Below are 15,010 nucleotides of genomic sequence, written 5' to 3'. Positions count from 1 at the left end.
CCGCTTGCCGCAGATTCTTGAATGGCATAGGCCGTCCGTCGAATGCACAGCGGCGGCTTCGGTGCCTAGCATGGAGCGCGTCGCCGCTCTTGCCGCACTCTGCCCGATGCACCGATGAAAACGCTCGCATTCCTGGCCAGCCTCGCCGGCATGGCCTTGCTTTCGCTCGCCACGGGTGCCGCCGAGCCCGCCAAGGACCACCCGCTGGTCGGCCGCTACGAGGGCGCGGTGCTCGACGGCTACAAGGCCGCCGCCTACGACGAGGTCGGCCTCATCAAGGAGCCGTTCCAGAACTGGGCCGGCGGCAAGCCCGATCTGCTCAAGGTCGAGGGCAAGGTGACGCTGTATCTCTACAGGCTGCCAAAAGACCGCTCGCTGCTCGAAGTGCAACGCAACTACGAGTCAAGCCTGAAGGCCAAGGGCTTCGAGGTGCTGTTCACCTGCGGCACGGCCAATGCCTCCTGCTACAAGCCGCGGCCCGGCAGCGTGGACACCAACACGCCCTACGACTTCGCGCTGGCCTTCGACGACCCCGAGTGGCCGCGCCTGGGCAGCCGCGGCGACTACGCGCGCAACTATTTCTCGGTGAGCGGCCGCTACCTGCTGGCGAAGAAGACCGGGCCCACGGGCACCGTCTACGCCAGCATCGCGCTGGCCGAGCACAACGCCGATGTCGGCAACCACGCCTTCGTGCGCGTGGTCGAGAGCAAGGCGATGGAAGACAACAAGATCGTGTTTGTCGACGCCACGGCCATGCAGAAGAGCCTGGCGGAGACGGGGCGCATCAACCTCTACGGCATCCTGTTCGACCTCGACAAGGACATCATCCGCCCCGAGTCGCAGCCCACGCTCGACGAGATGACCAAGCTGATGCGCAGCAACCCGCCGCTGAAGCTGTCGGTGGTGGGCCATACCGATGCGCAGGGGGAGGCGAAGCGCAACGACGACCTGTCGAAGCGCCGCGCGCTGGCGGTGATCGCGGTGCTGGTGAAGGCTGGCGTGGACCCGCGCCGCTTCACCACGCGCGGAGCGGGCGCGTCGGAGCCGGTGGCGCCGAACGATAACGAGGCGGGGCGGGCGAAGAACCGGCGGGTGGAACTGATCCGTCTCTGAGGGAGCCCGTTCGCGTTCTCCTCAGATGACCGGCACGCTGGTTTCCTTCAGCACGCGTAGCACGAAGTGCGACTTGCTGTGCCGGATGCCCGGGATCTTGTAGAGCTTCTCGCGCAGCAGCCGCTCGTAGTCGCGCGTGTCGCGCACTGCGATGCGGATGTAGTAGTCGTAGTCGCCCGACACCAGGTAGGCCTCCTGTATCTCGGGAATGGTCGCGAGCACGCGGCCGAAGTCGTACAGAGTTTCGTCGGTATGGCTTTCGAGCGTGACCTGCACGATCACCGAGTCGTGATAGCCGAGCTTGGCCGGGTCCACATCGACCGTGTAGCGCTTGATGACGCCCGAGGCTTCGAGCTTCTTGATGCGCGTCCAGCAACTTGTGGGCGACAGGCCGACCTCGTTGCCGATTTCCTGCAGGGTCTTGCGCGAGTCGAGCAGCAGCACGCGCAGGATCGCCAGGTCGGTCTTGTCAAAAGATCCTTCGTTGTCACCGGGTGTTTGCCGATTGGTTTTCATTAATCGAGCTTAAAGAGCCAAAAGAAAGAAGCATATTTTGCTCCCGAACCGGAAGAATTGACGGCATGCGACTGCTCGACCTACCCCTCACGCCCTCCCTGTCACTTCACCCGGAAACGCCAGCGCGCATTCGCAACGGTGCCGAAGCCCTGCTCGACACGCTGGTCGAGTGCGGCGTTGACACCATCTTCGGCTACCCCGGCGGCGCGGCGCTGCCGCTGTACGACGCGCTGCACGGTGAGCCGCGGCTGCGCCATGTGCTGGTGCGCCACGAGCAGGCGGCCGTGCATGCAGCCGAAGGCTATGCGCGCAGCACCGGCCGCGTGGGCGTGGTGCTGGTCACTTCGGGGCCGGGCGTGGGCAACACCATCACCGGGCTGCTGGACGCCATGAGCGATTCGGTGCCGGTGCTTTGCATTAGCGGGCAGGTGGCAACGGCCGTCATCGGTACGCAGGCGTTCCAGGAGAGCGATGCGCTGGGCATGTCGCGTTCGGTGACCAAGTGGAACCGGCAGGTGCGCTCGGCCGACGATGTGCCCTTGCTGGTGCGCCGCGCGCTGGAGATCGCCACCACTGGCCGTCCCGGACCGGTGCTGCTCGACGTGCCGAAGGACATACAGCTCGACCGCCTGGGCCATGCGCCCGAGCCGGTGCCCCTGCGGGCCCTGCGCACCAGCCGTACGGCGCTGCCGCCCAAGGCCATGATGCAGCGCGCCGCCGACCTGCTCTCGACCGCGCGCCGGCCCGTCATCTACGGCGGCGGCGGGCTGGTCAATTCGGGGCCTGCCGCGTGCGAAGCCTTTGCGAAGCTCGTGAACCTGCTGCATGCGCCGTGCACGCTCACGCTGATGGGACTGGGCGCGTTCCCCGCGTCCGACCCCAAGTTCATCGGCATGCTGGGCATGCACGGCATGCTCGAGGCCAACCTCGCAATGCACGAGGCCGACCTGGTGGTGTGCGTCGGTGCGCGCTTCGACGACCGCGTGACCGGCAAGCTCGACGAGTTCTGCCCGCACGCGCGCAAGATCCACATCGACATCGACCCCGGCAGCATCAACAAGGTGGTGCGGGTGGACGTGCCGATGGTGGGCGACTGCGCGGTGATCCTCGACGGCCTGCTGGCGCTGCTGCCGGCAGAGGGCTTCGCGCCCGAGCGCCTCGCGCCGTGGTGGGCGCGCATCGAGCGCTGGCGTGGCGAAGACTGCCTGGCCTTCGAGCCGCGCGAGGATTCGATCCTGCCGCAGCAACTGATGTCGTCGCTGCAGAGCGCCATTGGCGGGCGCAATGCCATCGTGTCGACCGACGTGGGCCAGCACCAGATGTGGGCCGCGCAGTACCTGCGCTTCGACAGCCCGCGCCACTGGCTCACCTCGGGTGGGGCGGGGACCATGGGCTACGGCCTGCCCGCTGCCATCGGCGCGCAGATCGGCCACCCCGAAGCGCTGACCGTGTGCGTGAGCGGCGATGCCTCGGTGCTCATGAACATCCAGGAGCTGTCTACGGCTGTGCAGCACCGCGTGCCGGTGAAGCTGGTGCTGTGCAACAACGGCTACATGGGCATGGTGCGCCAATGGCAGGAGCTGAATCACGGCAACCGCCTGAGCCACAGCTGGAACGAGGCGCTGCCCGATTTCGTGGCGCTGGCCAAGGCCTTCGGCTGGGGCGCGCGGCGCGTGTCGGACCCGGCCGAGCTGGAAGACGCGCTGGCCGAATGCCTGGCGAGCCAGGGGCCGTTCTTTCTCGACGTGCAGGTGGCGGCGCAGGAGAACTGCTTTCCGATGATGCCGGCGGGGCACGGGCATCACCGGGTGATGCTGGCGAAGGACCGGTGGTACGAGGAGTCTTGAACGCAGGGCCTGGCCCTAGACGCTCTGGAGCCGCACGTCGTTCGCGGGAATGGCGTTGAGCTCGGCCCAGTCCATCTCTTCTTCCAGTTGGTGGTAGGCGTCGTCCTCAATCTGTCCGCTGTGGCGCAGCGCTTCGAGCGCCTGCCGCTGCGCGCGAATCGCCACGGCGCGCAGCCGGTCGTGCGCCGTCTTTGCCTGCGGCTGGCGCTCGTCCTGCGCCAGCACGCGTGCCGCGCGGTATTCGTCGCGCACGGCGTCGGCCTCACGGCTTTCTTCGGCTTCGAGGGCCGACAGCGCCGCGTCCATCATCGCGGTGCGCGCGAGCGACACCTCCTTGTCGAGCGATGCGTCGGGCTCGATCTTCAATGCCCTGATCAGCGGCCCGATGGTGAAGCCCTGGATCACCAGCGTGCCCAGCACGACCGCGAACGCGCTGAGCACGATGAGGTCGCGCCCCGGAAAATCCGCCGGCAGCGCGAAGGCCGTGGCCATCGTCACCAACCCGCGCATGCCTGACCACCCCACCAGCAGCGCGATGCGTTTCGACGGCACGGGAACGTTGTGCCCCTGCGCGATCAGGCGCACCTTGTAAGTACGCATCGCGGCCCCGTAGAGCATCACCCAGGCCACCCGCACCGCGATGACCAGCACCAGCACGAGGCCGGCGAACTGCAGGGCATGCACCAGCTGCGGCCCCGACAGCCGCTCGAGGATGCTTCGCGCCTGCAGCCCCATCAGGAAGAAGGCCAGCACGTTGAGCGTGAACACCACCGCGCCCCACACCGCATAGGAGTGCACGCGGTCGCGCGGCGCATGGTGCTTTGGCGCGAACTGGCCCAGCGTCATGCCGAAGGCAACCACCGAGATGATCGGAGACAGGTGCAGCCGCTCGGCCACGATCCACGCGCCGAAGGTCATCACGAATTGGAAGATGATGGCCGAGCGCGTGCCCGCGAAGAGCGGCGAGCCGAAGTGGATGTTGAGCTTGGCGAATGCGAAGCCGACCAGCGCGCCGCCCGGCACCGCGACCAGCAGCATCGGCAGCGAACTGGTCATGGGCACGTGTGCGGCGCCGGCCGCCGACACCGCCACGCCGAACACCAGCAGCGCCACCGCGTCGTTGAGCAGGCTCTCGCCGTTGATGATCGACAGCGTGCGTCGCGGAATGCGGAACTGCTGCATCACCGCCGCAGCGGCCACCGCGTCGGGCGGCGCGACGATGGCGCCGAGCGTGATTGCCGCCGCCAGCGGCAGGCCGGCCAGGGCCCAGCCGGCCCATGCGACCGCCGCCGTGGTCAGCAGCACCGCCACCAGCACCAGCGAGACCAGTGGCATCCAGTTGCGCCGCAGCTCGCGCGGTGAGATGTCGAAGGCCGAGTCGAGCAGCGCGGGCGCGATGAATAGCGCCAGCGCCAGGTGCGGGTCGAGGCTGATGTGCGGTACCCAAGGCATCGCGCCCAGGCACACGCCGGCCAGCGCCAGCATCGACGGATAGGGCAGTGCGAGACGCCGCGAGAGCTGCAGCAGCAGACAGGCGGCGATTAGCATGACCAGCACGTTTTCGAAGATGTCCATCGGAGCCCTCGGTCTGGGTGTTGTTTTCCCCGAATACTAAGAGGTCGATTCATCCTCGCCCGATGAAAAGAAAAGGGGCCCGGCGGCGGGCCCCTTTTCTTCAGGATCATCAGGACTTCACGAACGCCAGCAGGTCGGCGTTGAACTTGTCCTTGTGCGTGTCGGTCAGGCCGTGCGGCGCGCCGGGGTAGACGATCAGCTTGTTGTTCTTCACCAGCTTGGCCGAGGCCAGGCCGGCGGCGCCGATCGGCACGATCTGGTCGTCATCGCCGTGCACGATGAGCGTGGGCACGTCGAACTTCTTCAGGTCTTCGGTGAAGTCGGTTTCGGAGAACGCCTTGATCGAGTCGTAGGTGTTCTTGTGGCCGCCCGCCATGCCCTGCACCCACCACGAGTCGATGAGGCCTTGCGACACCTTGGCGCCGGGGCGGTTGAAGCCGAAGAAGGGGCCCGAGGGCACGTCCTTGTAGAACTGCGAGCGGTTCGCGAGTTGCGCTGCGCGCAGGCCGTCGAACACTTCGATCGGCAGGCCGCCGGGGTTGGCGGCGGTCTTCAGCATCAGCGGCGGCACGGCCGAGATCAGAGCGGCCTTGGCCACGCGCTTGGTGCCGTGGCGGCCGATGTAGCGCGCCACTTCGCCGCCGCCGGTCGAGAAGCCGACCAGGATCACGTTCTTCAGGTCCAGCGTCTCGATGACGGTGGCGAGGTCGTCGGCGTAGGTGTCCATGTCGTTGCCGTTCCAGGGCTGGCTGGAGCGGCCGTGGCCGCGGCGGTCATGCGCCACGGTGCGATAGCCCTGAGATGCGAGGAACAGCATCTGCGATTCCCAGCTGTCGGAGTTAAGCGGCCAGCCGTGGCTGAACACGACGGGCTGGCCGGAACCCCAGTCCTTGAAATACAGCTGCGTGCCGTCCTTGGTGACGATGGTGTTGCTCATGGTGCGTGTTCCTTTCAAAGAACGATGGATGGCGCCTTGGTTCGGCGCAGAAGTGGAGGCGGCGGACGCCGCCTGGGAAAAGCCGGTCCCCACGAGGGCTCCGGCTGCGACGGAAGCGCCACCGACCAGGAGGCTGCGGCGGGTCGGGGTGGCGGTTGGATTCTTGCTGTTTGCGGACATGGTGTGCTCCTTGAGTGACGTGGTTGAGGTGAGTTTTGTATCGTATGAATTAATATCGCATACGATGTATTTGCCTTGAAAAAACAGGAACGGCGAAGCGGCTGCGCATCACGCGTTCCTGTCGAGGCTGGCGCGCAGGCCCAGCAACTGGGTGCGCAGCGCGCCGATCTGCTCGGGAGACAACTCCATGGCCTGCGCGACGCAACCCGGCAGCCCCTGCGCCTTGGCGCGCAGCGCGCGGCCACCAGCCGTGAGCGACACGATGACCTGGCGCTCGTCTCTGGGCGAACGCACGCGCTGGATCAGTCCGCGGGCTTCGAGCCGCTTGAGCAACGGGGTGAGGGTGGTGGTTTCGAGTGACAGGCGGGTGCAGATCTCGGAGACGTTGATCTCGTCCTTCTCCCACAGCACCAGCATGACAAGGTATTGCAGGTAGGTGAGATCCAGGTCGCGCAGCAGGCCGCGGTACACCTTGTTGAGGCTCAGCATCGTCGAGTAGACGGCGAAGCAGAGCTGTTCGTCCAGCGCCAGCGAATCGCTCGCAGGGGTGTCGACGGGTTGGGCGATGGAGCGCTTGGCAGGCATGGCCGAATATTATATCGCATGCGATCTAATGGCAAGCAATATTTCTCCGGCCGCGCGAATCCTTCAGTCCGGCGATCTGCGGTAGGCCCCGGGCGGGGTTCCGAACTGGCTCCTGAAGCAGCGGCTGAAATGGCTCGCATCGCCAAAGCCGTTGCGATAGGCGATCTCCGAAACGCTCAGGTGGTCGAGCCGCCGGTTCTGCAGCTCTTCCTTCGCGCGCTCCAGGCGGCGCACCTTGAGGTACGTGCCGTACTGCGTGCGCTGCATCTCGAACAGGCGGTGCGTGAGCCGCTTCGAAATGCCAAGCTCCTTCGAGACCGCATCGACCGACAACTCCGCATCGCCCAGGTGCGCCTCGATGAAGGCCACGAGTCGCTGCCAACGGTCGCGCTCGCGGCGCTTGCCGTCGGCAGCGTCTTCGGCGACCGATTCGCCCACCGACTCGCAGTAGGTCGCGGCCAGCAGCGAGACGAGCGACTGCTCCGAAAAATACGCCAGCGCTGGCGCAGCCTGCACCGCGCCGGGAAACACATGGCCCATGTGCGTGCGGGCGGCCTCGGCCAGGCGCGAATCCGCCTGCGCGATCGAAGGCACGAAGCGGTCGTGCAGGTCGGCATAGATGCCGAAGAAGCGGTCGGAGGGCAGGCGCAGCATCACCAGCTTGCCGGGCGCGGTCAGCGTGCAGGTGGAGGGAAGCCGGGTGGTGCGGAAAGTAATGTCGCCCTTGCGGAAGGGCATGCGCCGCCCGCCCTGATCGATGGTGCCTTCGCCTTCGACGGCAATCATGGCGAGCACGTCGCCCGTGCCGCCGCCGCAGGCCAGCGCCGTGTCATGGCGAACCGCGAGCGGTGTCGAGGTGAAGCTGATGGCCAGGCCGCCGCCTACGAGACGGCAGGCTTCGAGGCTCATGCGCGGGTTGCTGTCTTGCACGCTCAGTTCGCCGGGGTAGACCAGCGAATCGAGCGCGTTCGAGTAGCCCTGCACGTCGCCCGGGTAGAACGGGCGGAAGCAGGGCGCGAAGCTCAGGTCGGATGCTGCTGTGTCGTGGTGCATGGGTGGGGCTCCTGCCGTTGGCCCGCACGCTTCGTGCCAAGCAGGTGCAGTCGGATGCAGTCTAGGCGGCCGTCTGCCTTGGGGGAGTTAAGACTTTCCACTAGTTGGCACGCTGGATCAACCCGCGTGCGCCCACGCGCAAGAGCAAACCGCACCCCGCTTCTTACATTGGCCGCACCCCGCCGATGCAAAGGAGCCACAGCGTGAACGATACGAGCCCAGCAAACCACGACACCCCCGCGCCGTCCCTCGACGGCCTCAGCTATGGCAACTGGACCGAGGCCGAGAGGCTCGCGCTCAGTTGCCGCATCCTCGCGAAGGAAGGGCACTCCGAAACCCTGGCCGGGCAGGTCACCGTGCGGCAGCCCGACGGCACCTTCCTGACGACGCCGCTCGCGCATGCCTTCGCCGAGATTCGCCCGCAGTCGGTCATGCGCATCGACGATTCGCTGCGCGTGCTGGAGGGCCGCGGCGTGCCCAACCCCGCGGTGCGCTTCCACCTGTGGGTCTACAGGCGCCGCCCCGACGTGAACTGCGTGATCCACACGCACCCGCCGTACGTCTCGGCGCTGTCGATGACGGGCGAGCCGCTGCAGATCGCGCACATGGACGCCACGCCCTTCTTCGACGACTGCGCCTTCCTGCGCGAATGGCCCGGCTTGCCGATCGCCGACGTCGAGGGCGAGATCATCTCGGCAGCCCTGGGCAAGAAGCGCTGCGTGCTGCTCGCCAACCACGGCTTCCTGGCCGCCACGGCGACCATCGAGGAGTCGCTCTACATGTCGGTGCTCATCGAGCGCGCGGCGCGCAACCAGCTGATTGCGCAGTCGGCCTACGGGCGGCTCAAGCTGGTGGACCCGGTGCTGGCGAAGGAGTCGCACGACTTTCTTTTGCAGCGGAGCATCGTCAACGCCAGTTTCGCGATGTTCGCGCGGCAGATCACACAGGAGCAGCCATGAACAGCATCGCCTCGCCATTGCAGGCACAAGCGGCCACCGTGGAGCGAAAGCACCAGAGCGTGTGGAAGATCGGCGCCGCCACCATGGTCGGCACGGCCATCGAAGCCTTCGACTTCCTTGCCTACGGCACCGCCGCAGCGCTGGTGTTCAACAAGCTCTTCTTTCCCAACTTCGACCCCACCGTCGGCACGCTGGCAGCCTTCGGCACCTTCGCGAGCGGCATGCTTGCCCGGCCGCTGGGCGGCATCATCTTCGGGCACTACGGCGACCGGCTGGGTCGCAAGTCGATGCTCACGCTGAGCCTGCTGCTGATGGGCATCTGCACCGTGCTGATCGGCCTCTTGCCGACCTACGAATCGATCGGGCTGTGGGCCGCGGTGCTGCTGGTGCTGCTGCGCATCGGGCAGGGCCTGTCGTTCGGCGGCGAGCTCGGCGGCGCGATGCTGATGGCCGTGGAGCATGCACCGCCCAAATGGAAATCGCTGGTCGGCAGCATGCCGCAGATGGGCGCACCCATTGGCGTGCTGCTGTCGTCGGGCGCCTTCGCGCTGGTCACTCAGTTGCCCGAGGCCAGCTTCCTGAGCTGGGGCTGGCGGCTGCCGTTTCTTGCGAGCGCGGTGCTGATCGTGCTGGGCGTGTTCATCCGCATGAAGGTGCAGGAGTCGCCCGAGTTCATGCAGGTCAAGGTGCACCAGAAGACGGCGGCGCTGCCGGCGCGCGAGGTCGTGGTGGCGCACCTGAAGCCCCTGCTGCTGACCATCGGCGGCAAGCTGGCCGAGGTGACGCTGATCTACACGATCCTGGTGTTCTCGATCTCGTATGCGACCAGCCGCCTCGGGTTTTCTCGCGCCGATGCGCTGCACGCGCTGATCGCCGGCTCGACCGTGATGGTCTTCACCATCCCGGCCAGCGGTTGGCTTGCCGACAAGGTGGGCGCGCGGCGGCTTTACGTGTTCGGCGGGCTGCTGCTGGCGATCATGGCAGTGCCGCTGTTTCAGGCCATCGGCAGCGGATCGCTCACGGCGTACACCGTAGCCATGGTGGTGGCACTGTCGATCAACTACCCGTTGATGTTCGCGCCGCAGTCGAACCTGTATGCGGCGCAGTTCCCGGCCGAGCTGCGCTACTCGGGCATCTCGATAGGCATCCAGTTCGCGGCGGCCATTGGCGGCGGGCTTGCGCCGATCATCGCGGCTACGTTGGTCGCGAAGTACTCGAGCATCGTGCCGGTGGGCATCTATGTCGCGGTGCTTGGTGTGGTGGCTGCCGTCTCGGCCTGGCTGATGCGCCCTACCGCGAACGAATGATTGCCCTTCAGGAGTGCCCGTCCACTCGCATCTGAAAGAGGAAGTAGGGCGGTATGCATGCGCCGCGCCCCTCGGGTTGGCCCTCGGCCTGCGCGCAGATGTAGTCGTCGCGGCAGGGCTGCTGCGCCGAGCAACTGCGCAGATTGCCGGGGCGCGTGTGCTTCGCCAGGCATTCGCCGAAGGGCTTCTTCGCGGCGAGGCAACTGTTGAAGTCGCTGAGGATCGCGATGCCGCCGCAGGTGCCGTTCTTGTCGTTCGGATCGCAGGGGCCCGAGCACATGCCGCCCGGGAAGCCGACCGAGGTTTTCTCGCACACGGAGAGCATGCCTTCGCAGGAGATGCGCGGCAGTTTCTCGGCGCGGTCCAGCCATGGGTTGGCGGATGCGGTGATGCGGGTGGGCTCGCAGCGCGAGCCGACTGTCGGCTTCTCTGCCACGGTGTTCGCATCGTCGGGCTCGGCCAGCGGGCGGAACGGATCGGGCCGTGGCGTCGACAGCGCGGCCCGCACATAGGCGCCGCGGCGTGCCAGTTCGTCCTGCACATGGGGCGAGTGCGGCACCGCCAGCGCGTTGCCCGTGGTGAAGGTGCGCGATGCACCGCGCCGATCTACGCCTAGCAGGTGAAAGCCCGCGACCGCGCGGCTCTGGTGACAGCCTGCGCAGCTCAGGTCGTCGAGGCGGCGCAGCACTGCCTGTGGCGATTGCAGCGTTCGACTGCCTGGAACGGCCTGCCACTCGCCCGGCGCGAAGAGCTGCTCGAAGGGCCGGTTCGCCAGTCGTTCGAGTCCGCGCGGCGCGACCGAAATGGCTTCAGTCGCGAGGAACTTCTCGGGAATCTGCAAGGTGGCCTCGTCCAGCGCGCGCAGGTTGGCGGGCTGCTGCAGCCATTGCTGCAGTTCCTTGCGCAGCGGTGCGTTGGCCTTGAGCTTTGCAATGTCCGGCGTGTTCTCCAGCGGCGCAACGTCGAAGCGCTTCGCTCCTGCATTCCAACGGAAAGCGCGCAGCATGTATTCGGCATGGCCGCCCAGGTCGGGTCGCACCGCCGAGGGCCAGCGCACGCTCTGCAGGTTGGTTGTGACCTGCGCGATGTGCGCGAGCGCTAGGCGCTGCTGCGCCAGCGGACCATCGGCAGACACCAGCCAGCGGCCCGTCGCCTCGTCGGTCATTGGCGCTTGCGGCGGCTGCCAGCGTTTCGCGGCGCTCGCACAACTGCCATCGGCATCGGGCGCATCGCCGCGCAGCTCGACGTTGACCGTCATCGGCAGGCGCGACTGCATCGCGGCCGTGCGATAGGCCAGGCGGTAAACCAGCCGCGTCTCGCCACATGCGCCGCTCTGGAAGGGACGCCGGTCCATGCGGTTGGCGACGCCCACCAGCTCGAAGAAGGCATCGGGGCTTGCAAGCCAGCGCGCATCGAACAGCCGGTGCGGATATTTCGAGATACCGACGCCGGCCTGCCTGTCGCGCCGCTGGATGCCGGCGAGGCTCGCGCTGATCGGCTCGACGATGGAGCGCCAGACGGGCGAGCGCATCAGGGCCTGGTTGGTCGCGATGCCGTCGCTCCCCGGTGCCTCGCCGGCCCAGTGCGCAAAACCTGCGCCGGACTTTTCCGCGGCCTGCAAGGCGGCAGGCGACGTGACCAGGAGCACCGGCTCGGCCGCGGCACCAAGGGCGAACGCCAGCGCGAGGCTGGCAGTCAGGCTGTGTTTGAAGATCGGCACGCGGGCGATTGTGCCGCGATGGACCGCCCGCTTACGACCGCCGCCTCAACGGCGCGGAGAGATGTTCAGCGTCTTGCAGAAGTCGTAGAAGGCTTCGAGTTGCAGCGATTTGTCGAACACCGCATCCACGCCCGCGGACAGCGCGCCTTCGCGCACCTCGGAGGTCGCGTAGTTCATGAGAACCACCGTGCGCTGCGCCGGTGACTTGTGCTCCTGCAGGTACTGCGCGACGGTGAGCCCGTTGCCTTCGGCCAGGAAGATGTCGATGACGGCCGCGTCCCAGCCTTCGGGGTTTTTCTTGAGCCAGTCGATGGCGCCGCCAGAGGTGGTGGCGGTGCCGATCACATTGCATTCGGAGAATTCTTGCAGCCCGTCGGTCAGCGTGGTGGCGATCAGGGGGTTGTCTTCAATCAGATAGATGCGGGTCATCGTGCGGAGCCAGGAGCTTCTCGTTGTGTTCAATCGGCTTGTCTCGGCCGAGGCGGTCATTGTGTCTACCGCTGTGGCGGGGCGAGTCGGACAACGCCGTCATCTGTCGTAGCGGGATCACTGGCGTACAAGACGCGGCGGCGTATGCAGCCATATCGTGCGGCGGTCTTGAACTTGTCCACATCCGATGCCGCAATCTTTTACGCCTCCTTTCACATCCTCCGGCCGCAGTGCGCTCGTACAGGCACCGCCCTGGCACTACGCCGGCTGGCTCGTCAACGTTGCCTTCGAATTCGATGCCGCGCTTGGTGCGGCGCTGGTGCCGGGTGAGCTCGGCACGGCCACCGGCAAGGGCTGCGTTCACTTCGCCGACTGGCAGGCCTGTGGCGACGATGGCCGCGAGCTGCTCGACCCCGTATACGCGCAGTACCGAGAGACCATCGTCGTGCTCGAAATCGCGGCAAGGCCGGGCGGTGGCGATGCGCGCTTCTATTGCCCGCTGATCTATGTGGACCAGGATATTTCGCTGCTGCGCGGCTGGCTCCAGGGCTGGCCCAAGAAGATCGGCCAGACCTGGCTCACGCGCAGCATGCCGCTGATCCATCCGGCGGCCGCGCCGTTGTCGGCGGGCAGCCAATTGGGCGCGAGCCTCAGCGTGAAGGAGCGGCGACTCGTCGATGCCTCGGTCACGCTGTCGGGCGAGAAGACCGGGCGCCTGGGTTTTCTGGCGGCACCAACCATCGGCGCCATCGGCTGGCCCGATCTGACACAGCCGGGCAGCGTGGCGGTGCCGCGCTATCTGCGCGCCGACATCATCGACCGCGTCGAGTCGGGCTGGTTCGGTGGCAGTGCGACGCTGCGGTTCCACGATCACCCGGTCGAAGAGCTGGCGCTGCTCGGCCCTGTGGACGCCACGACCGCCAGCGCCGGCTGGATGGGCATCACAGTGCGGGGGGCGCTACCCTTGGAGGGATGAACCCGCGCACAAGCTCACCCGCCTCGCACGTGATCGGCCTGCCGATGGAAGACGGCGCGCAGGTCGAGGCGATGTTCGCGGCCGACCCCAAAGCGCGCTTCGAGCTGCACTGGCATGCCGAGTGGAGCGTGGGCGCCATCCTCGAAGGCCGCTGCGAATTCACCTGCGCCGGCGAGCGGCAGGTGGCGCAGGCGGGCGATCTGGTGCTGATGGCGCCCTTCATGCTTCACACCGCCGGCGTGAGCGCGCAGGGCTTTCGCATGGTGATGCTGTATGTGCCGCACGCCTGGGTCGGCGCGCGCTTCGGATGGCCGCAGGGCCAGCGGGGCGCGCTGCGCCGGAGCGTCTGGCAAGACGCGGCCATGGCCGATGCACTGGCCGTTGCGGCGCTGGCGGAAGACGGTGCGCGGGTCGGCCGGCTCCTGGAGCGGATTCTTGGAGCGCAGACCAGCGGCGAACTGGTGGCGGTCGAGCGTCACGCGGGCGACACGCGCGTGGAAGCCGTCTGCGACGCGCTGGCGACCGAGGATGCGTGCCGCATCGATCCGGGTGCGCTGGCCCGGCGGCTGGGCGTGTCGCGCGAGCACTTTCATCGCCTGTTCCGCATGGCCGTCGGCGTGACGCCGGCGCACTATGCGCGGCTCGCGCGCATCGGCAGGGCCAAGGCGCTGCTGCGCGAGGGGTGCGCGGCGGCCGACGTGGCAGCGCAATGCGGCTTTACGGACCAGGCTCATTTCTCGCGCTGGTTTCGCCGCTGCTTCGGCGTGACGCCGGGCAACTACATGGCCGTGCGGCAAGGCGCGCAAAAGGCCGCTTGAGAAGGTCGCTGACCGTCAATGCACAGTGTGCATGCCGCCACCCAACTCGAGGCGATTGACCAGCTCCATCAGGATGCCCTTGACGACCTGCGCAGGCTCCGACAGCGGCAGGTGATCGGAAGCACACAGCGCCAGCGGAATCTCGATGTGCGGCGACACCAGCCGCCCGACGTCGACCGCTGCAGTGGCCGCGACGGAGCGCGCAAGCGACACGGGCAGGATCGTCGCGCCCACGCCCGAGGCGACCGCGGCCGACAGCGTGCTCGAAGACTCCATCTCCGCCACCACGCGCGGGATCATCTTCGCCGAAGCAAAGGCCCGGTTCACGCTGCGGCGCAACTGGTTGTCGATGCTGGGCAGGAGCAGGTCCACGTTCCGCAGTTCGGCCAGCGCGAGCTCGTTGCCGTCCATGCGCAGCATGCCGTGAGAGGCCACGACGCAGAGGTCTTCGGTGAGCAACGGGTCGAACGACAGGCCCCGCACCGCATGCTCGCCGCCATAGAGCACGGCCATGTCCATGAGGCCGTTGCGCACTACGTCGCACAGCGTCGTGCCGAAGTTCTCGTTGATGTGCAGCATGAGCTGCGGATGCCGCTCCTGCACCGTCTGCAGCAGCGGCAGGGCCAGGCCCGACGCGGCGGTGCCCGGCGCAAGACCGACCGACACCTGCCCCGCCAGGCTGCGCCCGGCATTGACGACATCGGCACGCGCCTGCTCGAACTGGCGCAGTATCAATTGCGCGTGGCGGTACAGCACCATGCCGGCTTCCGTGGGCACCACGCCCTTCTGCGTTCGCAGCAACAGACGCTGGTTGAACTCGCCTTCGAGCGTGGCCAGCTGCTGGCTCAGCGCAGGCTGCGCAACGTGCAGCACCTCCGAGGCTTGCGTGAGGCTGCCCACGTCAACGATCTTCACGAAATATTTCAACCGCCTGAGGTTCACCGGGTCTCCGTCGTCTTGCTGTTCTGTTTGCAAGCAAGCATCGAGCCACGCGT

The 15,010-nt window shown here is 67.1% G+C and carries 14 protein-coding genes; 6 read left to right on the top strand and 8 right to left on the bottom strand.

All coding sequences use genetic code 11. The features are described from left to right. Positions 1–114: 114 nt before the first annotated feature. On the top strand, positions 115–1,113 hold the full coding sequence (locus tag ACSFBF_RS07495) for an OmpA family protein (protein WP_435465673.1): 999 nt from the start codon (positions 115–117) through the stop codon (positions 1,111–1,113). A 21-nt stretch (positions 1,114–1,134) separates the two neighbouring features. On the opposite strand, the gene ACSFBF_RS07490 is transcribed toward ACSFBF_RS07495, so the two are convergent. Beyond that, positions 1,135–1,629, bottom strand: coding sequence for an Lrp/AsnC family transcriptional regulator (locus ACSFBF_RS07490; RefSeq protein WP_177142350.1), 495 nt, complete (start codon positions 1,627–1,629; stop codon positions 1,135–1,137). A 65-nt stretch (positions 1,630–1,694) separates the two neighbouring features. Here ACSFBF_RS07490 and ilvB point away from each other — a divergent pair, with 65 nt between their 5' ends. Continuing rightward, entirely contained in the window at positions 1,695–3,476 is a 1,782-nt protein-coding gene (ilvB, locus tag ACSFBF_RS07485; protein ID WP_435465672.1) for a biosynthetic-type acetolactate synthase large subunit, read from the top strand. A gap of 15 nt (positions 3,477–3,491) precedes the next feature. On the opposite strand, the gene ACSFBF_RS07480 is transcribed toward ilvB, so the two are convergent. The 4 genes from ACSFBF_RS07480 to ACSFBF_RS07465 form a co-directional block, all read right to left on the bottom strand. Further along, entirely contained in the window at positions 3,492–5,051 is a 1,560-nt protein-coding gene (locus ACSFBF_RS07480) for a cation:proton antiporter (protein ID WP_435465671.1), read from the bottom strand. A 109-nt stretch (positions 5,052–5,160) separates the two neighbouring features. Further along, entirely contained in the window at positions 5,161–5,988 is an 828-nt protein-coding gene (locus tag ACSFBF_RS07475; RefSeq protein ID WP_093052466.1) for an alpha/beta fold hydrolase, read from the bottom strand. Positions 5,989–6,276: 288 nt separating this feature from the next. Further along, on the bottom strand, positions 6,277–6,753 hold the full coding sequence (locus ACSFBF_RS07470; protein WP_435465670.1) for a MarR family winged helix-turn-helix transcriptional regulator: 477 nt from the start codon (positions 6,751–6,753) through the stop codon (positions 6,277–6,279). 63 nt (positions 6,754–6,816) lie between these two features. Then, a complete protein-coding gene (locus ACSFBF_RS07465; RefSeq protein WP_435465669.1) occupies positions 6,817–7,806 on the bottom strand; it encodes an AraC family transcriptional regulator in 990 nt (329 codons plus the stop codon). Positions 7,807–8,009: 203 nt separating this feature from the next. Here ACSFBF_RS07465 and ACSFBF_RS07460 point away from each other — a divergent pair, with 203 nt between their 5' ends. Together ACSFBF_RS07460 and ACSFBF_RS07455 are read left to right on the top strand one after the other, a co-directional pair. Further along, positions 8,010–8,765, top strand: a complete 756-nt coding sequence (locus ACSFBF_RS07460; protein WP_435465668.1) for an aldolase — start codon at positions 8,010–8,012, stop codon at positions 8,763–8,765. After that, the gene (locus tag ACSFBF_RS07455) at positions 8,762–10,072 is read left to right on the top strand and encodes an MFS transporter (protein ID WP_435465667.1); all 1,311 of its coding nucleotides are present in this window, start codon (positions 8,762–8,764) and stop codon (positions 10,070–10,072) included. The genes ACSFBF_RS07460 and ACSFBF_RS07455 overlap by 4 nt, the downstream gene beginning before the upstream one ends. 7 nt (positions 10,073–10,079) lie before the next feature. Here the strand turns inward: ACSFBF_RS07455 and ACSFBF_RS07450 are convergent, their stop codons facing one another. Next, positions 10,080–11,792 carry a hypothetical protein gene (locus tag ACSFBF_RS07450; protein WP_435465666.1) on the bottom strand — a complete coding sequence of 571 codons (1,713 nt, stop codon included), beginning with the start codon at positions 11,790–11,792 and terminating at the stop codon, positions 10,080–10,082. A gap of 45 nt (positions 11,793–11,837) precedes the next feature. Then, complete coding sequence (locus ACSFBF_RS07445) at positions 11,838–12,221, bottom strand: response regulator (protein WP_435465665.1); 384 nt, start codon at positions 12,219–12,221, stop codon at positions 11,838–11,840. 187 nt (positions 12,222–12,408) lie between these two features. On the opposite strand from ACSFBF_RS07445, the gene ACSFBF_RS07440 reads away from it, so the two are divergent. Continuing rightward, on the top strand, positions 12,409–13,197 hold the full coding sequence (locus tag ACSFBF_RS07440) for an acetoacetate decarboxylase family protein (protein ID WP_435465664.1): 789 nt from the start codon (positions 12,409–12,411) through the stop codon (positions 13,195–13,197). Continuing rightward, positions 13,194–14,015, top strand: a complete 822-nt coding sequence (locus ACSFBF_RS07435; RefSeq protein WP_435465663.1) for a helix-turn-helix transcriptional regulator — start codon at positions 13,194–13,196, stop codon at positions 14,013–14,015. The genes ACSFBF_RS07440 and ACSFBF_RS07435 overlap by 4 nt, the downstream gene beginning before the upstream one ends. 15 nt (positions 14,016–14,030) lie before the next feature. Here the strand turns inward: ACSFBF_RS07435 and nac are convergent, their stop codons facing one another. Further along, a complete protein-coding gene (gene nac, locus ACSFBF_RS07430) occupies positions 14,031–14,957 on the bottom strand; it encodes a nitrogen assimilation transcriptional regulator NAC (RefSeq protein ID WP_435465662.1) in 927 nt (308 codons plus the stop codon). Positions 14,958–15,010 lie beyond the last annotated feature (53 nt).

The sequence above is a fragment of the Variovorax nivicola genome, assembly GCF_051216475.1.
GTDB lineage: Bacteria > Pseudomonadota > Gammaproteobacteria > Burkholderiales > Burkholderiaceae_C > Variovorax.
The sequence above is the reverse complement of the archived record's forward strand: the minus strand, read 5'-3'. Positions and strand labels throughout refer to the sequence as shown.